Annotated in this window: 20 protein-coding genes; 9 read left to right on the top strand and 11 right to left on the bottom strand. The window is 73.7% G+C overall.

Features of this window, described 5'->3' with window-relative positions:
* Positions 1-17 precede the first annotated feature (17 nt).
* Together ACIBG4_RS20165 and ACIBG4_RS20160 are read right to left on the bottom strand one after the other, a co-directional pair.
* Positions 18-884: a carbohydrate ABC transporter permease gene (locus ACIBG4_RS20165; RefSeq protein WP_310714815.1), complete on the bottom strand. Its 867-nt coding sequence runs from the start codon at positions 882-884 to the stop codon at positions 18-20.
* Positions 881-1,867 carry an ABC transporter permease gene (locus tag ACIBG4_RS20160; protein WP_397203059.1) on the bottom strand — a complete coding sequence of 329 codons (987 nt, stop codon included), beginning with the start codon at positions 1,865-1,867 and terminating at the stop codon, positions 881-883. The genes ACIBG4_RS20165 and ACIBG4_RS20160 overlap by 4 nt, the downstream gene beginning before the upstream one ends.
* Before the next feature lie 246 nt (positions 1,868-2,113).
* On the opposite strand from ACIBG4_RS20160, the gene ACIBG4_RS20155 reads away from it, so the two are divergent.
* Together ACIBG4_RS20155 and ACIBG4_RS20150 are read left to right on the top strand one after the other, a co-directional pair.
* A complete protein-coding gene (locus ACIBG4_RS20155; protein WP_397203058.1) occupies positions 2,114-3,100 on the top strand; it encodes a hydroxyacid dehydrogenase in 987 nt (328 codons plus the stop codon).
* Positions 3,101-3,366: 266 nt separating this feature from the next.
* Positions 3,367-4,419, top strand: coding sequence for a LacI family DNA-binding transcriptional regulator (locus tag ACIBG4_RS20150; RefSeq protein ID WP_397203057.1), 1,053 nt, complete (start codon positions 3,367-3,369; stop codon positions 4,417-4,419).
* Between the two features lie 92 nt (positions 4,420-4,511).
* Here ACIBG4_RS20150 and ACIBG4_RS20145 read toward each other — a convergent pair whose 3' ends face one another.
* From ACIBG4_RS20145 to ACIBG4_RS20130, 4 genes are all read right to left on the bottom strand, one after another.
* The gene (locus ACIBG4_RS20145; protein WP_397203056.1) at positions 4,512-6,161 is read right to left on the bottom strand and encodes an FAD/NAD(P)-binding protein; all 1,650 of its coding nucleotides are present in this window, start codon (positions 6,159-6,161) and stop codon (positions 4,512-4,514) included.
* Positions 6,162-6,226: 65 nt separating this feature from the next.
* Positions 6,227-6,703 carry a hypothetical protein gene (locus ACIBG4_RS20140; RefSeq protein ID WP_310714806.1) on the bottom strand — a complete coding sequence of 159 codons (477 nt, stop codon included), beginning with the start codon at positions 6,701-6,703 and terminating at the stop codon, positions 6,227-6,229.
* A 165-nt stretch (positions 6,704-6,868) separates the two neighbouring features.
* Entirely contained in the window at positions 6,869-7,513 is a 645-nt protein-coding gene (locus ACIBG4_RS20135) for a response regulator transcription factor (RefSeq protein WP_310714804.1), read from the bottom strand.
* A complete protein-coding gene (locus ACIBG4_RS20130) occupies positions 7,510-8,655 on the bottom strand; it encodes a sensor histidine kinase (RefSeq protein WP_397203055.1) in 1,146 nt (381 codons plus the stop codon). The genes ACIBG4_RS20135 and ACIBG4_RS20130 overlap by 4 nt, the downstream gene beginning before the upstream one ends.
* Positions 8,656-8,798: 143 nt before the next feature.
* On the opposite strand from ACIBG4_RS20130, the gene ACIBG4_RS20125 reads away from it, so the two are divergent.
* Positions 8,799-9,794: a DUF418 domain-containing protein gene (locus tag ACIBG4_RS20125; protein ID WP_397203054.1), complete on the top strand. Its 996-nt coding sequence runs from the start codon at positions 8,799-8,801 to the stop codon at positions 9,792-9,794.
* A gap of 14 nt (positions 9,795-9,808) precedes the next feature.
* Here the strand turns inward: ACIBG4_RS20125 and ACIBG4_RS20120 are convergent, their stop codons facing one another.
* Positions 9,809-10,393: a helix-turn-helix domain-containing protein gene (locus tag ACIBG4_RS20120; protein WP_397203053.1), complete on the bottom strand. Its 585-nt coding sequence runs from the start codon at positions 10,391-10,393 to the stop codon at positions 9,809-9,811.
* A 76-nt stretch (positions 10,394-10,469) separates the two neighbouring features.
* On the opposite strand from ACIBG4_RS20120, the gene ACIBG4_RS20115 reads away from it, so the two are divergent.
* Positions 10,470-12,050, top strand: a complete 1,581-nt coding sequence (locus ACIBG4_RS20115) for an FAD-dependent oxidoreductase (protein WP_397203052.1) — start codon at positions 10,470-10,472, stop codon at positions 12,048-12,050.
* Positions 12,051-12,064: 14 nt separating this feature from the next.
* Here the strand turns inward: ACIBG4_RS20115 and ACIBG4_RS20110 are convergent, their stop codons facing one another.
* From ACIBG4_RS20110 to ACIBG4_RS20100, 3 genes are all read right to left on the bottom strand, one after another.
* Entirely contained in the window at positions 12,065-12,658 is a 594-nt protein-coding gene (locus tag ACIBG4_RS20110; RefSeq protein ID WP_397203051.1) for a TetR family transcriptional regulator, read from the bottom strand.
* Positions 12,659-12,684: 26 nt separating this feature from the next.
* The gene (locus tag ACIBG4_RS20105; protein WP_397203050.1) at positions 12,685-13,689 is read right to left on the bottom strand and encodes an aldo/keto reductase; all 1,005 of its coding nucleotides are present in this window, start codon (positions 13,687-13,689) and stop codon (positions 12,685-12,687) included.
* Positions 13,690-13,756: 67 nt separating this feature from the next.
* The gene (locus ACIBG4_RS20100) at positions 13,757-14,647 is read right to left on the bottom strand and encodes a MurR/RpiR family transcriptional regulator (RefSeq protein ID WP_397203049.1); all 891 of its coding nucleotides are present in this window, start codon (positions 14,645-14,647) and stop codon (positions 13,757-13,759) included.
* 122 nt (positions 14,648-14,769) lie between these two features.
* On the opposite strand from ACIBG4_RS20100, the gene ACIBG4_RS20095 reads away from it, so the two are divergent.
* From ACIBG4_RS20095 to ACIBG4_RS20085, 3 genes are read left to right on the top strand one after another with little or no spacing between them, the layout of a single operon-like run.
* Complete coding sequence (locus ACIBG4_RS20095) at positions 14,770-16,164, top strand: MFS transporter (RefSeq protein WP_397203048.1); 1,395 nt, start codon at positions 14,770-14,772, stop codon at positions 16,162-16,164.
* Complete coding sequence (locus ACIBG4_RS20090) at positions 16,161-16,616, top strand: GAF domain-containing protein (RefSeq protein ID WP_397203047.1); 456 nt, start codon at positions 16,161-16,163, stop codon at positions 16,614-16,616. The genes ACIBG4_RS20095 and ACIBG4_RS20090 overlap by 4 nt, the downstream gene beginning before the upstream one ends.
* Positions 16,613-17,827 carry an amidohydrolase family protein gene (locus ACIBG4_RS20085; protein WP_397203046.1) on the top strand — a complete coding sequence of 405 codons (1,215 nt, stop codon included), beginning with the start codon at positions 16,613-16,615 and terminating at the stop codon, positions 17,825-17,827. Before ACIBG4_RS20090 ends, ACIBG4_RS20085 begins: the two co-directional genes overlap by 4 nt.
* A 109-nt stretch (positions 17,828-17,936) precedes the next feature.
* Here ACIBG4_RS20085 and ACIBG4_RS20080 read toward each other — a convergent pair whose 3' ends face one another.
* Positions 17,937-19,412, bottom strand: a complete 1,476-nt coding sequence (locus ACIBG4_RS20080; RefSeq protein WP_397203045.1) for a PLP-dependent aminotransferase family protein — start codon at positions 19,410-19,412, stop codon at positions 17,937-17,939.
* A gap of 97 nt (positions 19,413-19,509) precedes the next feature.
* Here ACIBG4_RS20080 and ACIBG4_RS20075 point away from each other — a divergent pair, with 97 nt between their 5' ends.
* Complete coding sequence (locus ACIBG4_RS20075) at positions 19,510-20,400, top strand: DMT family transporter (protein WP_397203044.1); 891 nt, start codon at positions 19,510-19,512, stop codon at positions 20,398-20,400.
* A gap of 186 nt (positions 20,401-20,586) precedes the next feature.
* The gene (locus tag ACIBG4_RS20070) at positions 20,587-20,874 is read left to right on the top strand and encodes a YciI family protein (protein ID WP_397203043.1); all 288 of its coding nucleotides are present in this window, start codon (positions 20,587-20,589) and stop codon (positions 20,872-20,874) included.
* Positions 20,875-21,367: the final 493 nt, after the last annotated feature.

The following is a 21,367-nucleotide window of genomic DNA, read 5'->3' as shown; positions in this document are numbered from 1 at the left end:
AGATGCGGGGAGCGGAATCAGCCCTTGGTGGCGCCGAGGGTGATGCCCTTCACGAAGTAGCGCTGGGCGAAGGGGTAGGCGAGCAGGATCGGGCCGATGGTGACGGCGGTGAGGGCCAGCCGGAGCTGGTAGACGGGGGTGGCCGCCTCGGCGAGCTGCGGCAGCATCTGCGTGAACGAGACGTTGGAGATGAGGTTCTGCAGCACGAGGGGGAGCGGGAACTTGTGCACGTCGTCGATGAACAGCAACGCCATGAACCAGTCGTTCCAGTAGTGCACGGCGTAGAAGAGGCCGATGACGGCCAGGATCGGCTTGGACAGGGGCAACGCGATCGTGAAGAAGATGCGCAGCTCCCCCGCGCCGTCGATCTTGGCCGATTCGAAGATCGACTCGGGGAGCTGGCGGAAGGCGTTGACCTGGACGAACACCAGGAACGGCATGACCAGCAGCGGCAGGATCACCGCGAAGTAGCTGTTCTGCAGCTTCAGGTACTGCGTGACCAGCAGGTAGAGGGGCACCAGGCCGCCGGAGAACAACATCGGCAGGTACGCGAAGACGGTCAGCGGCCGGCTGATGCCGGGCAACCGGCGGGCGATCACCCAGCTCAGCCCCGAGGTCACCGCCAGGGACAGGGCCGTCCCCACGACCGTGATGAAGACGCTGGCGACGTAGGCGTCCAGCACCGCCGGACCTGTGAAGATCATCTTGTAGGCGGTGAGGTCGAAGGCGGCGGGGAACAGGCTGTACCCGGTCGTGGCCAGCTGCGACTCGCTGGTGAACGAGCCCGAGATGATCATCCAGAACGGGATCGCGCAGGCGAACACGGCGAAGGCCACGCCGATGACGCTGACGACGGTGAACGGTTCCAGCTTCTTGGCGCTCACAGGATGCTGGTCTCCTTGGAGTACTTGCGCTGGATCAGCACCGCGATCACCACGAGGACGAAACCCACCACCGACTGGAACAGGCCGACCGCGGCGGTGGTGCCGAAGTCGCCGAGCTGGCGCAGGGCGCGGAAGACGTAGGTGTCGATGACGTCCGTGCTGTCGAACAGGGTGCCCTGGTCCCCGACGATCGCGTAGATGGTCCCGAAGTCGCCGTAGAAGATGCGGCCGACCCCCAGCACCAGCAGGACCGCCGTGGTGGGCTTCAGCAGCGGGAGGGTGATGCGCCAGGCCATCTGGGCCCGCGAGGCTCCGTCGATCATCCCGGCCTCGTAGACCTCCTCGGGGATGCCGGTGATCGCGGCCAGGAAGATGACGCTCAGGTAGCCGCCGAGCTGCCAGATCTTCACCACGGTGAGGATCCACGGCCACGGTCCCGGCTCCGTGTACCAGTCGACCGAGGGGAAGCCGAGGCCCCCGAGGGCGTCGTTGACGGCCCCGCCCCCGCCGGTGGTCCCGGCCAGCAGCACCTGCAGGATGATGCTGATCACGACCGGGGAGACGAAGTAGGGGAAGAAGACGACGGACTGGGAGACCCGCTTGAAGAAGGTGCTGCGGATCTCGTTCAGCATGATCGCCAGGATGATGCCGGCGGCCAGCGTCGCGGTCAGGAAGAGGATGTTGAGGAAGAGGGTGTTGAACAGGATCCGCGCCGCGTCCCCGGACTCCAGGAAGTAGGCGAAGTTCTCCCAGCCGTTCCACGGGCTGTCGAAGATCCCCAGATTGACGTCGAACTGCTTGAACGCCACCACCAGACCGGCCATCGGCAGGTAGTTGAAGACCAGGAAGTAGACGACCGCCGGCAGCGCGAGCAGCCCGATGATCCCGTTGGTGCGGGCCGCTCCGAGCCGGACACGGCGCCTGCCCGGCGGCCCGGAAGGCGGTCTCGTCTGAGGCTCTGGCCTCGTCTGTAGCGTGCTCATCACCGAAGTCCCGTCGCGAGGCGGCAGCAGATGGTTTCGACGTTGATAGAAACCGGTAGCTGCGAACGCTACGTCCGAGCGGCGGGCACGTTCAAGGTTGCGTTACGGAGACGTTACATAACGACCTCAAAGGACCTGAGCATCCTGGTACGGGGCTTGCTTGATCCATCACGGCGGACCGTTGACCATGTGCAGCCGTGCTCCTAGATTAGAAACCGGTCTCTATCCGAATGGAGGGCTTTCCCTGTGTCCCCACGCCCCAAGGCGCTGTTCGCCATGAGCGAGGAACATCTCGCCCTGCTCTTCCCCGCGCCCCTGCTGCGGCGGCTGGACACGCTGGCCGACATCGACGTCTCCCTGGTGGCCGAGCGCTTCGACGATCCGCGCCTGCCGCTGGCCGACATCGAGGTCCTCCTCACCGGCTGGGGCTGCCCGCCGCTCGACGAGGCGCTGCTGGCCGCCGCCCCGCGCCTGCGCGCCGTGCTGCACGCGGCCGGCTCGGTGAAGAGCCTGGTCACCCCCGCCTGCTGGGAACGCGGCCTGCTGGTCTCCTCGGCCGCCGCGGCCAACGCCGTCCCGGTGGCCGAGTACACCGTCGGCGCGATCCTGCTGGCCGGCAAGGGCGTCTTCGCCCTCAACGAGCGCTACCGGCGCGAACGCGCCTTCACCCTGGCCAAGATCGAGCAGGGCATCGGCAACAACGGTCGCCGGGTGGGCATCGTGGGCGCCTCCCGCATCGGCCGCAAGGTCCTCGAACTGCTGGCGCCGTACGACCTGGATCTGTGCCTGTACGACCCGTACACGCGGATTCCGGGCGTGCCGCAGGCGTCGCTGGAGGAGCTGCTGCGCCGCAGCGACATCGTCAGCCTGCATGCCCCCGCCACCCCCGAGACCTGGCACATGCTCGACCGCGAGCGGCTGGCGCTGATGCCGGACGGCGCGGTGCTCATCAACACCGCGCGCGGGTCGCTGGTCGACACCGACGCGCTGGTCACCGAGCTCAGGTCCGGGCGGCTGTCCGCGATGCTCGACGTCACCGAACCGGAACCGCTGCCGTCCGACTCGCCCCTGTTCGACCTGCCCAACGCCTTCCTCACCCCGCACATCGCCGGCTCGCACGGCAACGAGCTGTCACGGATGGGCGCCGCCGTCGTGGCCGAGCTGGAACGGCTGAGCGCCGGGCTGCCGCTGGCGCACCGGGTGAACCACGCCGACCTGGACCGAGTGGCCTGAATGGGACGGCGCGGCCTTCCGGATCGCCGGGGGTCGCGGCTCCGTGTGGCGCGGGAGCGCGTCGTCCGCGACAATCGAGCTGCTTCGACGCGCCGTGTCCGCCGGTCTTCCCGTCCGCTGCCGAGACCGGCCCGGCCACGCTTCGCGTGGTGCTGCGCGAGCCGTGCTCAGCACCACCGCTTCGCCTGACGACTGAGGAAAGGTGCGCCTTGCCACGAAAGCCGGGAAATCCACAGCACGCCGCGCCCACGCCGCGGAAGGCTGCCGTGGACGACGACGAGCGCGCCACCATCCGTGACGTCGCCGCCCGGGCCGGGGTCTCCGCCTCCACCGTCTCCCGGGTGATCAAGGGCGACTACCCGGTCGCGCAGGCCACCCGCACCCGTGTGCTCCGCGCCATGCGCGAGCTGGACTACGTCCTCAACGTGCACGCCCGCGCCCTGTCCGGAGCCAGCACCCAGATGGTCGCCTTCGTGCTCGACGACGTCACCGGCCCCTCCTTCGCCTACGTCGCCAAGGGCGTCGAGCAGCAGGCCACCGCCGAGGGCCGGCTGTGCATGGTCTGCACCACGCACGGCGATCCGGAGCGGGAGCTGCGGGTGGTGGAGGCCATGCGCGAGCAGCGCGCCGACGCGGTGATCCTGGTCGGCGGCGGCTCGGCCGACGACGCCTACCGCCGGCGCATGACGCACTTCGCGCACGCCCTGGACAAGGCCGGCTCCCGGCTCGTGCTCTGCGGTCGTCCGCCGCTCGGTGACGACGTGCCGACCACCGTGGTCGAGTACGACAACGAGGCCGGCGCCTACGCCATGACCAGCCACCTGCTCTCCCACGGCCACCGCCGGATCGTCTACCTCGGCGCCGCCACCGCCGACGACCAGAACACCACCAAGATCATCCGCGTGCGGGGTTTCCGCCGCGCGCACGAGGACCACGGCGTGCCCCACGACCCGGACCTCGTCCTGCCCTGCTCCTTCTCCCGCAGCGCCGGCTACGAGGCGACCAGGCGCCTGCTGGCGGCCGGGACCGAGTTCACCGCGATCTTCGCGGGTACCGACATGGTGGCCGCCGGGGTGCTGGCCGCGCTGCGCGAGGCGGGTGTGCGGGTGCCCGAGGACGTGTCGGTCGCGGGCTACGACGACATCCCGCTCGCCGCCGACCTGGTGCCCGGACTCACCACGGTGCACATCCCCACCGAGGAGCTGGGCCGCACGGCCGTACGGCTGGCGCTGGACCTGAGCCAGCCGCAGCATGTCGTCCTGGGCACGCACATCGTGGTCCGCGGCTCGGTCGGCAGGAGGGCTGTCACGTCTCACTAGTCTCCGGCGCGGCCTGACCATGAGCACGGCGTCGGCGTCCCGGCGAGGACCAGGCTCCCCTATCGTGCGGCAGGCGGAAGGTGCCCGGCGGGTCAGGCGGCGGCGGTCAGGCGGGCCTCGGTCGTCTGCGTCAGCACGGCGCGTGCCACCGCGTCCGCCTGGCGGAGCATGGCGGCGTCGTCTCCCGGGCGGGCGAACCCGGCGGCGCCTCCCGCCGTCCACGGCCCCAGGGCGAAACGGCGGGGATGAACGTCGCCCGCCCGGCCGACCATCCGGCGGTCCGTCAGGCGCACGTCCAGCAGTCCCCGGGTGTCCCGGCATTCGCCCCGGGCGTACAGACCGGCGATCAGCGGGTCGGCGGCGCGGCTCACGTCCGGCTCGGGCAGCCGCGCCTCGACCAGGACCCGCGCGCTCACCGAGCCCGGCACGGCGGTGCCGGACGCGCGCCAGCCGGCGAGCCGCTCGTCCTGCTCCACGCGGAGGCCACCGCCGAGGAACCTGACGACCCCCGCCCTGGCCAGCGCCCGCAGCTCGGCCAGCCGGGACACGGGGGGACCGCCGGCCAGGAAGCGGAACAGCCGCTCGAACCACGGATCGGGCGCCCTGTCCGCCAGGACGGCGCGGGCGGAGAGAAGGCCGTGGATCATGGCCAGGTCCGCGCTGTTCGCCGGGTCCGACCGCCGCTCCAGTCCGGCGGCCAGGTAGCCGTGCATCCAGCGTTGCAGCCCGGCCAGGTCGCCGAAGCGCATGCCGTGCAGCGGCCGTTCCAGCCGGTCCAGGTTCAGCCGGTCCGCGACGCGGGACACGGACCTGGTGACCAGCGCCCGCATCTCCTTGCCGCCCCACTCGGCCCGTTCGAAGACGGCCTCGAAGGCGTCCCAGCCCATCCGGGTCCGCCCCGGGTGCGCGGCGAACAGCTCGTGGTAGTACGTGTACGCCAGCTCCTTGGCGACGGCCTGCCGCAGCTCCTCCGGCGGGGTGGCGGAGGTGAGGAACCTGGGCAGGACGGGCGGCGGACCGGTGCGCAGGCGGCCCGGCGCGGCCTGGTACGGCACGCCGCGCCGCGAGCCCACGTACAGCAGCGGCTCGGCGCCGCCGGGCAGGTAGACGAGCTCGCCCCCGCGCCCGCTCGTGAACCGGCCGCCCCGCTGCGAGGCGAGCAGCGCCACGAGCCCCGCGAACGCCTGCCCGGCGCCGCGCACCAGCACCGGCTCGCCCGCCGGGAGCTGCTCCGGACCGGGGCCGGCCGCGTCCCCCGAGGGCAGGTACAGGAGCCCGTGGCGGGCGGCGAAGGCGGCCTGCCCGGCCTCGTCCGGCGACGGCCGCACGCCGTGATGTCCCTGCGCCAGGATGACCGCGTCGGCGTCCAGCCGGGTCCCGCCGGACAGCTCCACCCGCTCCCGGCCCGCGGCTCCGGTGAGCCCGACCGCCCGTTCCCGGTGCAGGTGCACCCGGACGCCGCGCGGCGCCCCGCGCACGGCCCGCTCGAACGCGTCCGCGGAGACGGTCACGTCGCCGGCCGCCGAGGTGGCGAGGAGCCGCTCCGGCTGTCCGGCGCTCCACACGCGGCCCGCGCCGTGCGGGTACGGGTCCACCATGTGCACGTCCAGGCCGCCGTCGCCGATCAGGTCCGGGGCGTCGGCGCAGATCCGTTCGAGCACGCACGTGCCCGCGGGCCCGGCGCCGACCACCACGACCGCGGCCGGCCGCGGCCTCCCCCGTTCCGCGTAGCCCTGTTTCATGATCATGAAACTACGCGGACCGCGGGTGATTGTCAACATTTCCTACTTGATATGCATGTTTTCGGTCAGAGCCGCTCCCCCTCGGTGTCGAGGCGGGTGAAGGTGGCGGCCCGGACGGCCGCGCGGGCGGCGAGGACGTGCCCGTTGCACACCTTGGTCTCCGTCCCGGACGAGTCGGTCACCTTCCAGGTCACCGGCTCAGGGCATGGCCGACCGGCCCGATCGTCGTTCCAGGTACGGCGGCACACCCGGCAGGTGGTGACGCCCGCGCCGGCGGAGAGGGTGTTGCCGTGCTCGGGGCAGACGCCCCACGGGATGCCGCAGGGCTGCTCCGGCTGGGACCGCAGCCTGGCCAGGTCTCCGGCCGCGCGCTGAAGGTCCTCGCCGCCCCTTGCCAGCCAGTCGGCGGCGTGCCTCGCCGCCCGGAGCCGGTCGCTTTCGGGTGAGCCGGCGGGTTCGCTGTCGCACAGCGACCGGACCTCGGCGGCGAGGGCCTCGGCGCGGCTCGCGAGATCGCGCAGTTGCGCGGGTGTGACGGTCAAGATGCCTCTCATCTCATCAAGACCGCCGTGGTGGCGGCCGGGAGGTGGTTGCGATGCTGCGTGCGGTGACCGCGGCGCCCCGTGGCCGCGTGACGACGCGGTGGTTCGACGTCTCCCCACCTTCATGATGCCTCCGCGCCGGCTGCGGCGCGCCGCCGTGGCGGGTCAGACGGCGCGGCCCTCCCAGGCCCAGGCGGCGATCTCGACCCTGTTGCGGGCGCCGAGCTTGGCCTGGACCCCGGCGATGTGGCCCTTGACCGTGCTCAGCGAGATCGACAGCTCGGCGGCGATCTCCTGGTTGGTGCGTCCCCGGGCGACGGCCCGTACGACCTCGGCCTCACGCTCCGACAGCGGCCGCGAGGGCGGGCGGGCGGCGCTGCGGGCGTCCGCGAGGCGGCGCAGCAGGCGCAGGGTGAGCGACGGCGAGATCAGCGCGTCACCGGCGTGCGCGGCCCGGACGGCCTCCACGAGCAGGGCGGGGCCGGCGTCCTTCAGCACGAACCCGGCCGCGCCGCCGCGCAGCGCGCCCTGGACGTACGCGTCGAGATCGAACGTGGTGACCACGACCACCCGCAGCGGGTCCGCCACACCGGGGCCCGCCAGGGCGCGGGTCACCGCGACGCCGTCGAGGCGGGGCATCTGGACGTCCACGAGGCACACGTCCGGGCGCAGCTCGCGGGCCAGCGCGACGGCCCGCTCGCCGTCGGCGGCCTCGGCGACCACGCTGATGCCGGGCTCGTCCTCCAGGATGATCCGCAGGCTGGCGCGGACCATCGCCTGGTCATCGGCCAGCAGCACCCTGATGGTCATCCGCGCTCCCGGGGAGGGAGGGGCAGCGTGGCCCGCACGGCCCAGCCGGCGGCGTCCGGGCGCGGGCCGGCGGTGAACGTGCCGCCGAGGGCGTCGAGACGCTCCCGCATCCCGGCCAGGCCGTACCCGCCGCGGTGCAGGAAACGGGCCGGTGCGGGCGGGGCGTCGTCGGTGACCTCGACGGTGAGGGTGCCCTGGTCCTGGGTGACGCCGACCGTCACGGTGCGGGCGTGGGAGGCGTGGCGGGAGACGTTCGTCAGGGACTCCTGCACGATCCGGTAGACGGTACGGGCCACCTCGGGCGGCCACACCGGCTCCTCCTCGGGCAGGGTCAGGCGCACCGGGGGACCGGCGAACCGCTCCACCAGCTCCCCCAGCCGCGCGGGCGGGTCCGGAGGAGGCGCGTCGTCGCGCAGCAGTCCGACGGCGCGGCGCGCCCCCGCCAGCGCGTCGGAGCCGGCGGCCTCGATGTCGGCCAGGCAGTCCTCCACCCTCTCCGGGTGCCTGCGGGCGACGACCCGGGCGGCCTGGGTCTGGAGCACCACGCTGGTGACATGGTGGGCGACGACGTCGTGCAGCTCCCGGGCCAGCCGCAGCCGCTCGTCCCGGCGTACCCGCTCGACCGCGGCCTGACGGCGGGCGTGCAGCAGGCGCGCCCCCAGGCCGAGGCCGACGGCGGCGAGCCACGCCGCGCCGTTGAGCACGGCCACGGTGGGGCGCCCGGAGAAGGAGGCCAGCGCGCCCGTGGCCACCGCCAGCCCGCCCGCCGCGACGGCCCCCGCCTGCCGCCACGGCAGCGCCCGTACGGCGGAGCCGGTGAGCACGGCCAGGGCCAGCGCCATGGCGGGGCCCGGCTCGGCGGGCAGGTGGGCGAGGCGGGCGGTCAGGACGGCCGCCGCCGCCACCGCCAGGCCCGCGACCGCCGCCCGGGCGCGGTGACGGCGCCGCAGCAGCGCGAGCCCGCACACCACCGCCCCGGCGGCGGCCCCGAACCACCACGACGCGCCGCCCCAGCTCACCGCGATCCGGTACGCCACGAAGACGATCGTCCCCGCGAACAGACCGCCCAGCCCGGCCTCCACCACCCGCCCGCGCACTGCGGCCAGGTCCGTGGCGGGGCCGGCGAGGCGCGCGAAGATCACGCCGTTCAGGTTAGAGGCCCGCGCGCCTCCGGTGAACCGGCCGAAAGTACGGTCCCGTCCGGCCGAACCCTGCTTTCGACCGGTGCCCCGCCCGAGGTCCCCACCCGGAGGATCGCCCCATGCCACCTGAGATGTCACCTGAGATGTCACCTGAAGCCCCCTCCCCGGCTGCGGGCAGGCCGCGGATCGCGGCGCTCGACGTCGTGCGCGGGTTCGCGCTGTGCGGGATCCTGCTCGCCAACGTCCAGCCGATCGCCAACACCGGCCCCGCCCTCGGGAACCCCACGGCCGTCCCGATGAGCGCGTGGATGGGCCTGTTCGTGGAGCAGCGCTTCTTCCCGATCTTCTCGCTGCTGTTCGGCGTCGGGTTCTCGCTGCTGCTGCGCTCCGCCGGGGAGCGCGTCGAACGGCCGCGGCTGCTCCTGCTGCGCCGCCTGCTGACGCTGCTCGCCATCGGGCTCGTCCACATGTTCCTGCTGTGGCGCGGCGACATCCTGTCCATCTACGCCGCCGTGGGACTCGTGGTGCTGCTGCCCTCCACGTGGCTGCCCCGGTGGGCCGTGGCCGGGCTGTCCCCGGTGCTCCTGGTGGCGGCGCTCCTCGGCAACGGCGGCCCCGCGCTGGTGCCGGGCCTGTTCCTGCTGGGCTCGGCACTCGTCCGGTACGGGGTGGTGGACCGGATCGAGTCGTCGACCAAGGGGCCCGCGGCGGTCGGCCTGGTCCTGCTCGCGGGGGCGGTCCCCGCGTTGTGGGCGCAGGAGAGCCACGGGCCCGGCCCGGTCGCCGTCTGGTTCCCCCTGGCCGGGTTGCTCCTGGCCGGGGTGTACGTGTGCGCGCTGCTGGTCCTGCTGAGGACGCCGCTCCGGCCGGCGTTGCGGGCGGTGTTCGCGCCGCTGGGCCGGATGGCGTTGACGAACTACCTCACGGCCACGCTCCTCGTCCTCGCGGCGAGCCGGCTGCTGCACGTGGAGTACGCCTCGTCGTGGACCGCGGTGTACGTCACCGCCGGCGTCGTCCTGCCGGCCCAGTGGCTGGCGTCTGCCCTGTGGCTGCGCCGCTACCGGCAGGGGCCGATGGAGTGGCTCTGGCGCTGGGCGACCTGGGGCAGCCGCCCGCCCTTCCGCCGCCACGGCGGCTGAGCCGGCTCCGGGAGTCAGCTCGCCCGCGGGCGGGCGCGGACGTGCAGGCGCTCGCCCTGCGGGCCGAACAGGCTGAGGACCTCCGCCGGCTCCGGGCCGGGGTTGGAGATGCGGTGCGGGAGGTGGGTGTCGAACTCGGCCGCCTCGCCCGCCGTGAGGACGAGGTCGTGCTCGGCCAGTCGCAGCCGCAGCCGGCCCGACAGCACGTACAGCCACTCGTAGCCCTCGTGCGTCTTCGGCGTGGTGTCGCCGGTGGGCGTGCCGGGCGGGAAGATCTGCTTGAACGCCTGGAGGCCGCCCGAGCGGCGGGTCAGCGGCAGGAACGTCACGCCGTGGCGGACGATCGGCTGCGGGCGCACGCGGGGGTCTCCCGTGGCCGGCGCTCCGACCAGGTCGTCCAGCGACACCTGGTGGGCCTTGGCCAGCGGCAGCAGCAGCTCCAGCGTGGGCCTGCGCCCGCCCGACTCCAGGCGCGACAGCGTGCTCACCGAGATGCCGGTCGCCTCGGCGAGCTGGTGCAGCGTGGTTCCCCGCTGCGTGCGCAGCGCGCGCAGGCGGGGGCCCACGGCAGCCAGCACCGCATCCTCGTCGTTTGCCATAACGGCAACAATACTTGTCGAACTCGCCACCCGCACGGCACCTTTGCCGCAACGGACCAACGGCAAGGAGAGCCGCATGACGGACGGGATGTACGACGTGGTGGTGGTGGGCGGCGGCCCGGCCGGGCTGAACGGGGCGCTGGCGCTGGCGCGGGCGCGCAGATCCGTGCTGGTGGTGGACTCCGGCGAGCCACGCAACGCCCCCGCCGCCCACATGCACAACTACCTGGGCCGGGACGGCACCCCGCCCGCCGACCTGCTGGCCGACGGCCGCGAGGAGGTGGCCCGCTACGGCGGCGAGGTCGTCACCGGCCGAGCCGTCACCGCGGCGCGCCAGGACGGCGGTTTCCTCGTGACGCTCGACGACGGCCGGGAGGTGCGGGCACGGCGGCTGCTGGTGACCACCGGGCTCACCGACGAGCTGCCCGACGTGCCCGGACTGGCCGGGCGGTGGGGCCGCGAGGTGCTGACCTGCCCGTACTGCCATGGCTGGGAGGTACGCGACCAGCGGATCGGGATCCTGGCCGCCGGGCCGATCTCGACCCACCAGGCGCATCTGTGGCGGCAGTGGAGCCCGCACGTGATGCTGCTGCTGCACCAGGCGCCGGCTCCCGGCGCGGAGGAGGCCGAGCGGCTCGCGGCGCGCGGCATCACCGTCGTGGAGGGCCCGGTCGCGGCCGTGGAGGTGTCGGGCGACCGGCTCACCGGCGTGCGGCTGGCCTCGGGCGAGGTCGTCGGGATCGACGCTCTGATCGTCTCGCCCCGGCTCACCGCCCGCGCGGGGGTGCTGGAGTCGCTCGGGCTGAAGCCCGTGGAGGTCGAGATGGGCGGCCAGACCATCGGCGACCGCATCCCCGCGGACCCCACCGGGGCCACGGCCGAGCCCGGGGTCTGGGTGGCGGGCAACGTGGCCGACCCGCGCGCCCAGGTCATCACCTCCGCCGCGGCGGGGCTCAGCGCGGGGGCGGCGATCAACGCCGACCTCGTCGCCGAGGACGGCCGCGTCGCCGTCGAGGCGTACCGGCAGCAGATCGGCACGCTGTTCGAGGAGGCCGCCTGGGAGGAGCGCTACCGCTCCCGGCCCGCCGTGTGGAGCGGCCGGCCGAATCCGCAGCTCGTGACCGAGGCCACCGGGCTGGCCCCGGGACGGGCGCTGGACGTGGGCAGCGGCGAGGGCGCGGACGCGGTGTGGCTGGCCGAGCGCGGCTGGCGGGTGACGGCGGCCGACATCTCGGTCACGGCACTGGAGCGGGGCGCCGGCCACGCCGCCGCGGCGGGCGTCGCCGACCGCGTCGAATGGGTCCAGGCGGACCTGCGCGAGCACGAGCCCGCCGAGGGGGCGTACGACCTGGTGTCGTCGCAGTTCATGCACCTGCCGGGCGAGACGCGGCGGCGGCTGTTCGCCCGGCTGGCCGCCGCGGTCGCGCCGGGCGGGACGCTGCTGATCGTCGGGCACCACCCGAGAGACCTGCGGACCACGGCGAACCGCATGCACTTCCCGGACATGATGTTCACGGCCGAGGAGGTGGCGTCGTCGCTGGACCCGGCCGCGTGGGAGGTGCTGGCCGCCGAGGCCCGCCCGCGCCCCGCGGTGGACCCGGAGGGACGTGACATCACCCTCCACGACGCCGTCCTCGTGGCCCGCCGCCGCCCCTGAGCCCCGCCCTGGGGTCAGGGGGCCCGCAGGCCGCGGATCACCAGGTCGACCAGGGCCGTGAACTCGGCGTCGATGCCGGGCTGGTCCCACTCGCGGGCGTAGGCCGGGTCGTGGAAGCGGCCCGAGGCGTCGAAGACGGCGCGTGCCAGCACCTCCGGGGTCGCGCCCGCCGCCGCGAAGTCCCCCCGGTCGAGCCCCTCGCGGATGATCTCCGCGAGCTGTCCCGTGAGGTCGGCGCAGTGGCGGTCCACCACCGCGCTGCTCTCCCCCACCAGCACCATGTACGTCGCGAACAGCTCGGGATCGTCACCCACCTTGCGGCGCTTGGCCGAGAACAGCTCGGCCAGCCAGCGCCGCAGCCGCTCCTCCGGGGCCCCGGAGCCGGCCACGACGCCCGACAGCGACGCGGACGTCCGGTCGAGCCAGCGCTGGGTGACGGCCTCGCGCAGCGCCGTCTTGGTGCGGAAATGGCGGTAGACGCTGCCGTGGCTGACCCCGAGCGCGCGGGCCACGTCGACCACGGTCGCCTTGGCGGGGCCGTGGCGGCGCAGCACCTCCTCGGTGGCTTCGAGGATGCGCTCGGCGGTGAGGACGTCGATCGTGGCCATGGTGACGACCGTACCGGGTGCCGGCGTCAGCGCTCGCTGTCGAGGAAGGCCATCTGCGTCTCCGGGTAGCGCTCGCCGGCGGCGGCGTCGGCGGGCACGGCCCGCTCGACGGCGGCGAGGTCGGCCTCCTCCAGCGTGATGTCCAGCGCGCCGAGCGCCTCGGCCAGCCGCTCGCGGGTGCGGGAGCCGACGAGCGGCACGATGTCCGCGCCGCGCGAGAGCACCCAGGCGATGACGATCTGCGCGACCGTGACGCCCTTGCGCTCGGCGATCTCGCGCAGGGCCTCGACGAGGCCGAGGTTGTGGCGCAGGTTCTCGCCCTGGAAGCGGGGCGAGTGCGCCCGGAAGTCCCCGGCGGACAGCGTCCGGTCCGGCGTGAAGTGGCCGGAGATCAGCCCCCGCGACAGCACGCCGTACGCGGTGACGCCGATGCCCAGCTCGCGCGTGGTGGGCAGGATCCGCTCCTCGATGCCGCGGGAGATGAGCGAGTACTCGATCTGCAGGTCGGCGATGGGCGCGGTGGCGGCGGCCCGGCGGACGGTGTCGGCGCCGGCCTCCGACAGCCCGATGTGGCGGACGTACCCGGCCTGGACGAGCTCGGCGATGGCCCCGACGGTCTCCTCGATGGGGACGTCCGGGTCGACGCGCGCGATCCGGTAGACGTCGATGTGGTCCACGCCGAGCCGCTGGAGCGAGTACGCGGCGAAGTTCCGCACCGCGGCGGGGCGGCCGTCGTAGCCGAGCCACGCGCCGTCCGGGGCGCGCAGCGCGCCGAACTTGACGCTGATCAGGGCCTGATCGCGCAGCCCGGCCGGAGCCGTGCGCAGCGCCTCGCCGATCAGCATCTCGTTGTGGCCCATGCCGTAGAAGTCGCCGGTGTCGAGCAGGGTGACCCCGGCGTCGAGGGCGGCGTGGATCGTGGCGATGGACTCGCCGCGGTCGGCCTCGCCGTACAGGGCGGACATGCCCATGCAGCCGAGCCCGAGGGCGGAGACACGTGGTCCGGTCGATCCGAGTGTACGAGTGAGCATGAGGACTCCTTGCGGATGTGCTGCTGTCGTCAGTCCCTACCCACTATGGCATTACAGATGACAGATTTCAATTTTTGTCAGTTGGTGGTGGGGCAGGCCGGCGATGCAGCAGCCCGAACCTCGACCACATGGCCTCGGCCGCCTCGATGGAGGCGCCCGTGTGCGCCGGGTCCACGGCGGCGAGCTGCGTGACCAGCGCCTGCGCCACCGCGATGCCCGCGGTCAGCGACGGGAAGAACGCCTCGCCCTCCGCCGGCACCATCACCACCTCCTCGGCCGCCGCCGCCAGGGCCGGGCTCGCCGCGTCGGTCAGCGCGAAGACCCGCGTCCCGCGCGAGCGGGCCTCGTGGGCCGCCAGCACGGTGCTCTCGTACAGCCGCCAGAAGCTGATGGCGATCAGCACGTCCTCCGGGCCGAGGGCCGCCACGGCGTTGGCCAGCTCGGCGTCTCCCGCCGTGACGGCCGCGACGGGGTAGCCGGCCAGCCGGGCGTTGTGCGCGAGCGCCAGGCCCACGGCCGCGTAGCTGCCGTCGGCCACCACGACGGTGCGGCGGGCGGCGGCGACGGCCTCGGCGATCGTCAGCAGCACCCTCTCGTCCAGCCGCCGGGCGAGCAGGGCCAGCCCGTCGAGGTCGCGGCGCAGCGAGCGGGAGCTGGGCGAGCCGGCGCCGGCGTGCTCGGCGGCGACCTGGCCGGCGCTCAGCGACGACAGGTAGCGGGCGCGCAGCTCCTGCTGGAGCGCGGGCCAGCCGGCGAAGCCGAGCGCCTGCGCCGTGCGGGTCACGGTCGCCACGTTGACCCCGGCGAGCTGGGCCAGCTCGGCCGCCGAGCCGTAGGAGGCGCGGCGCGGCTGCGACACGAGCACGTCGAGCACCGCCGCCGCCTTGGGCCGCAGGCCGCGCCCCGGCACCCGGGCGCGCAGCCACTCGTCGTAGGTGTCGGTGCTGGGGTCCGTCACATGATCCTCCCTCGGCCGGGAGTCATGGTACGCGTTCGTAACAGCGAAAAAATGCAACAGACATTGCATACATGGAGATTTGCACTATACGTTGCCATAAACCACCGACCAGGGAAGGTGCCATGACCCTGCTCACCCGGCTGGACCGGCTCCCGCTGAGCCGTCCCCACTATCTCCTGCTGCTGATAGGCGGCCTCGGCTACACCTTCGACGGCATGGACTCCGCGGTGGTGGCGTTCCTGCTGCCCAGCGCGCAGCAGGAGTGGGGCCTCGACAACGGCCACCTCGGCCTCATCGGATCGGCCACGCCGTTCGGGTTCCTGTTCGGCGCGACCGTGGCGGGGCTGCTCGGCGACCGCATCGGCCGCAAGAAGGTCATGATGTACGCGCTGGCCTTCTACGCGGTCTTCTCCGTGATCGCCGCCGCCTCGCCCAGCTACGAGGTGTTCCTGGGGGCCAGGGTGCTGGCCGGCGCGGGGGCTGGGGCCGAGAGCGCGATCATCGCGCCGTTCCTGTCCGAGTTCGTGCCCGCCAAGCGGCGCGGCTGGTTCATCGGGGCCCTGGCCGGCTTCTTCTCGTTCGGGTTCGTGATGGCGGCGCTGATCGGCCGGTTCGTGGTGCCCACGATGGACAGCGGCTGGCGGATCGCCCAGGTGCTCACCGCGGTGCCGATCCTGATGCTGCTGTGGTGGCGGCGCTCGCTGCCCGAGTCACCGCGCTTCCTCCTCCAGCAGGGCCGCCACGACGAGGCCGAGACGGTGGTCGCCGACCTCGAACGGCGCGTCGAGCGGGCCACCGGCCGGCCGCTCCCGCCGGTGCCCGAGGACGACGGCACGCCGCCGGTGTCCGAGACGCCGAAGGTCAACCTGATCAGCGCCCTGCGCTTCCTGTGGAGCCCGGCCATGGCCCGGCGGACCGCCGTGATCTGGCTGATCTGGTTCGTGATCACGTTCTCGTACTACGGGTTCTTCTCCTGGATCCCGACGCTGCTCGTCCAGCGCGGCATCACCGTCACCAAGAGCTTCGAATTCTCGATCATCATCTACCTGGCGCAGATCCCCGGCTACTTCTCCGCCGCCTGGCTGTCGGAGCGGCTCGACCGCAAGAACACCATCGCGATCTACCTGGCCGGCTCCGCGGTCAGCGCGTTCTGGCTGTCGCAGATGGACAGCCCGGCCACCATCACGCTGGCCGGCGCGGTCCTGTCGTTCTTCCTGAACGGGACGTACGCGGGCGTCTACTCCTACACCCCCGAGGTCTTCCCCACCTGGATCCGCGCCACCGGCACCGGCCTGTCCAGCGCGTTCGGCCGCGTGGGCAGCATCCTGGCGCCCACGATCATCGGCCTGTCGGCGGCGAGCCTCGGCTTCGCGGGCGTGTTCGGACTCACCACCGCCGTGCTGGTGGTCGGGGTCGTCTGCGTGGTCGTCTTCGGCCTGGCCACCGCCGGCCGTTCCCTCGAAGACCTGACCGAGCGGGGCGAACCCGCCGAAACCGCCAAGGAGGTGCGGTCATGACGGACCTGCGGGACGTGGAGGACCGGGTGCGTAAGGAGGTGGGCGTGCGGCTGTTCACCGTGCTGGCCTGGATCCCCGAGCGAAGCGCGCTGCGCCGCGTCCACAGCAGCCACCCGGAGGAGTATCCGGTGGGCGGCGAGAAGACCGTCGAGGTCGCGCGGGGCTGGCTGGCCCGGTGCGTCGAGGCGCGGCTGCCCTACCTCGGCCCGGACCGGGCCGCGGTGCGGGAGATCTTCGCCGACCACGAGCTGATCGAGAGCCTCGGCTGCGGCTCCGTCATCAACGTGCCCGTCGTGGACGGGGGAAGGGTTCTGGGAGTGCTGAACATCCTCGACGCCGAGGGCAGCTACGACGAGGAGTCGGTCGCGGCGGCCGAGTCTCTCGCGCCGCTGGCCGTGCCCGCCCTGCGCGCCGTCGCCGGAGCCGGCGGGCCCGCCGGAGGTGCCGCGTGAGCCTGCTGCTGCGCGACGCGCTCCTCCTCGACGTGGCCACCGGCGAGTACGCCGAAGGCGACCTGCGCTGCGAGGACGGCCGGATCGCCGAGACCGGGCGGGGCCTGCGGGTGCCCGACGGCACGCGGGTCGTCGACCTCGCCGGCGCGCCGGTCGTGCCCGGCCTCATCGACGCGCACGTCCATGTCACCGCCTCCACCGCCGACCTCGGGGCGCTGCCGTCCATGGCCCCGTCGTACGTGGCCGCGCACAGCGCCCGCATCATGGGCGGGATGCTCGACCGCGGCTTCACCACGGTCCGCGACGCCTCCGGCGCCGACTACGGCCTGGCCGACGCGCAGGCCGAGGGGCTGATCCGGGGGCCGCGGCTGCTGTTCTGCGGCCGGGCGCTGAGCCAGACCGGCGGCCACGGCGACCTGCGCGGCCGCGGCCGCAACGACCGGGACGACCAGCCGTGTTGCGCGGGCGTCGGCCGGATCGCCGACGGCGTGGACGCCGTCCGCGCCGCCGCGCGCGACGAGCTGCGCAAGGGCGCCCACCACATCAAGGTCATGGCCTCCGGCGGCGTCGCCTCCCCCACCGACCGGATCGACTCCACGCAGTACTCCATGGACGAGCTGCGCGCGATCGTCGAGGAGGCCGAGGCCGCCAACCGCTACGTCGCCGCGCACGCCTACACCGCCCGCGCCGTCAACCGGGCCCTGGAGGCCGGGGTGCGCTCCGTCGAGCACGGCAACCTGATCGACGACCGCAGCGTCGAGCTGTTCCTGCGGCACGACGCCTTCCTCGTGCCGACGCTGGTCACGTACTGGGCGCTCAAGCAGGAGGGCAGGGCGTTCGGGCTGTCGGAGGGGAGCTGGCGCAAGGTGGACGAGGTGCTGGACGCGGGCCTGCGAGCTCTCGAGCGGGCCGCCCGCGGCGGGGTCCGGCTGGCGTTCGGCACGGACCTGCTGGGCGGCATGCACCGGCACCAGAGCCACGAGTTCCGGCTGCGGGGCGAGGTGCAGCGGCCCCTCGACGTGCTGCGGGCCGCCACGGCCGGGGCGGCGGAGCTGGTGGGCATGGCCGGCGAGATCGGCACCCTCTCCGTGGGCGCGCACGCGGACCTGCTGGTCCTGGACGGCGACCCGCTGCGCGACCTGGGCGTCCTCGCCGAGCCGAAGCACCTTCGGTACGTCGTCCAGGGCGGCGAGGTGGTCGCCCCGGCCTGACCGCCGGAGGCGAGGGCGTCCCCCTTGTCGCGACTTGCCGCAGCTCGTCGCGGCTCGTCGCGGCTCGTCGCGGCTTGTCGCGGCTCGTCGCGGCTCGTCGCGGCTTGTCTCAGCGGCCGGTGAGGAGGTCGGCGATCGCGGCGACGCCCCGCCCGATGGCGTCCTCGCGGACGTTGCCGAAGCCGATGACCAGCTCGGGACGCCCGGCCCGCGGAGAAGGCGCCGGAGCCGCCCGGTAGCCGCTCATCCCGTACAGGCCGACCGAGCGCTCCCGCGCCGCGCAGACGACCGCCTCCTCCGTCACCGTCTCCGGCAGCCGCGCCACCGCGTGGAACCCGGCCGCCAGCCCCCGCAGCTCGACGCCCGGGGCGTGGCGGGCGAGCGCCGCCACCAGCGCGTCACGGCGGCGGGCGTAGACCGCGCGCACGCGGCGCAGGTGCCGGTCGTAGCGGCCCGAGCGCATGAGGAGGGCGAGGGCGAGCTGGTCGAGGCCGGGAGACCCGCGGTCGGCGAGGTGCTTCTCGGCGGCGACCGCGGGAGCCAGGTGCGGCGGGCACAGGATCCAGCCGAGCCGCAGCACGGGCACCAGCGCCTTGCTGACCGAGCCGAGCGCGACCACGTGGCCGGGGGCCAGCCCCTGCAGGGACCCCACGGGATCCCGGTCGTAGCGGAACTCGGCGTCGTAGTCGTCCTCGATGATCGTCGCCTCGCGCTCCCTGGCCCACGCGACCAGCTCCAGGCGCCGGGCCGGGGCCAGGGCGACGCCGGTGGGGCACTGGTGCGCGGGGGTGAGCACCACCGCGCGGGCGCCCGTCGCGGCCAGTGCCCGGACGTCCACGCCGTCCTCGTCGACCGGCACGGCCACGGTCTCCAGGCCCGCCCGCGCGGCGAGGATCCGCTGGTCGGGGTCGCCCGGGTCCTCGACGGCGACGAGCCGCACCCCCCGGTCCGCCAGCACGCGCAGCACGAGGCCGTAGCCCTGCGCGAACCCGGAGCAGATCACCAGCCGCTCCGGCGCGGCGACCGCGCCGCGCACCCGGCCCAGGTACGCCGCCAGCACGGCCCGCAGGTCCGCGTCGCCGTAGGAGGCCACGGGCGTCTCCCCGGACGCCTCCGCGGATGCCGCTCCATAGGGCGCGCCGTAGCCGAGCAGGGAGTCCGGCATGATCCGGGTGGCCTCGCGCAGCGCCCACAGCCAGTCCTGCCGGGGGAAGCTCGCCAGGTCCGGCACGCCGGGACGGAAGTCGACGGCCGGCCGCGGCGGTGGTCCCGGAGCGGATTCCGGTCCCTTCGCCGCCGGGGGCGGGATCGGGGCGCACGCGGCCACCCGCGTGGCCGAGCCGGCCCGCGTGACCAGGTACCCCTCGGCCTGGAGCTGGGCGAAGCAGTCCACGACGAGCCCGCGCGAGACGCCGAGCCCGCGAGCCAGGAGGCGGGAGGAGGGCAGCCGCTCCCCCGCCGCCAGCCGGCCCGCGCGGATCGCCTCGCGCAGCTCGCGTTCGAGCTGGGCGCGCAGCGGCTCGGCGCTGTCCCGGTCAAGGCGCAGGAGTAGTTCGGGTCCCGAACCGGTCCACTCCACAGACATGGAACTGGAGCTTATCCGCGTACCGGTTGCCCCCCTAGCGTTCGGCTGGAGGCCGGGTTCGGAAGGCCCTCCGCTGACTGACGTGAGGTGGTGTCGCGTGAACGCACGTGCGTGGGTGGCCTTCGCGGCCGTGTCGCTCCTGTGGGGCATGCCGTACCTGCTGCTGAAGGTGGGGATGGACGGCGGGATGCCGCCGGGGTTCCTCGCGTGGGCTCGGGTGGTGCTGGGCGCGGTGACGCTGCTGGTGCTGGTGCCGGTGAAGGAGGTGCGGGCGGCGTTCCGCGGGCGGCTGCGATGGCTGGCCGCGTTCGCCCTGGCGGAGGTCGTGGTGCCGTACCCGCTGATCGCGGTGGGCGAGCGGCACGTCTCCTCCTCGCTCGCCGCGACGCTGATCGCGGCGGCGCCGCTGTTCGTGGCACTGCTCGCCCTGCGCTTCGACGCGGCCGAGCGGGTGGGCGGGCGGCGGCTGGCCGGGCTGCTCGCGGGGCTGGGCGGGGTCGCGGCCCTGGTGGGGGTGGATGTCACGGGACGTCCGGACGAGTTGCTGGGCGCCGCGGCGCTCCTGGGCGCGGCGTTCAGCTACGCCGCTGGACCGATGATCTTCAAGCGCCGGCTGTCCGACCTGGACCCGCGCGCGTCGATGGCCGCGGTGCTGGTGCTGTCGTCGGTGCTCCTCGCCCCGGTGGCGGTCCTGGACCCGCCGCGGGCGATGCCGTCCGGGCCGGTGATCGCCGCCGTGGTGGTCCTCGGCGTGCTGTGCACGGCGGTGGGCATGGTCTGGTACGGCGTCCTGGTCGCCGAGGCGGGCCCGGCGCGGGCCCTGGTCATCACGTACGTGAACCCGGTCGTGGCGGTGGTGCTCGGCGTGGTCGTCCTCGGCGAGCAGCCAGGCGCCGGGATGGCGATGGGCCTGCCGCTCATCCTGCTGGGCTCGTGGCTGTCGACGTCCGGGCCGCGGCGGATCCCCGTGACGGCCGCCCGGATGTGACGGCCGCCCGGATGTGACGGCCTCCCGGATGTGACGGCCTCCTCCACGCCGGCCACGCGACCCGGCGCCGCACCGTCAGGAGCGGCGGCCACCGGTACGCCGCCCCCATCCGCGACCGCCGCCGCAGGACCCACCTGCCGGCGGAGTCATGATCTTCCGAGGTCTCCCGTCTGTCACACTTTGATCATGTTCGTTGTCACAGTGACCTACACCGCGCCCCTGGCTGAAGTGGACCAGTGGCGGCCAGCCCACGGCGACTGGCTGAAGGACCTCATCGCCCGACGGCTGCTTCTCGTGGCCGGGCGCCGGGTTCCGCTGACGGGCGGCGTCTATCTCGTCCCGGACATGCCCGCCGAAGAACTCGACCGCATCCTCGCCACCGATCCCTATGTCGTCAACGACGTCGCGACCCACGGTGTCGTGGAGTTCACGCCCCTGCTGGCCGCGGCCGGCCTGGAGAGCCTGAAGGTCTGAGGACCCGGCCGGGAATTGTCGGTGGCGTCCGGCATCATGGCTCCCGGACCGAGATGTTCCTCAGTACTGTCCGGCCAGGCGCATGAGGACCGTCTTCCCGGGTAGGTCATCCCGGCTCACAGCGCGTGCATCACCGCTCGCGCCAAGATCTTGAAAGGGCTCCCATGACAGCCGACCAGTCGCTCACCTGCCCTAGCTGCCAGGGCGTGGTCGTCGCCGCGCAATCCGCCTCCTACACGCCCGCTCGCGGACGGCTGATCGTCACCAATGGTTACTGCCGAGGCGACTGCTCCGACGCCACGCAGGCCCCCGAGCACGACAAGCCCGCCCAGACCACGGCAGGCTCCCACCGGTCGACGCCCGCGGAGACCGTTTCAGCAGCCCGGTAGCCTCCCACCGACCGGCCCGCGCCACGGGCGCGGCGAAAGACCACCAGGAGACCCCGGCCGCCGATGCGGCCGGGGTCTTCGTCGCGTACCCCCTGGTGCCCACT

This window comes from Nonomuraea sp. NPDC050383 (assembly GCF_044459125.1).
In the GTDB taxonomy this organism is placed as follows: domain Bacteria; phylum Actinomycetota; class Actinomycetes; order Streptosporangiales; family Streptosporangiaceae; genus Nonomuraea.
The sequence above is the reverse complement of the archived record's forward strand: the minus strand, read 5'-3'. Positions and strand labels throughout refer to the sequence as shown.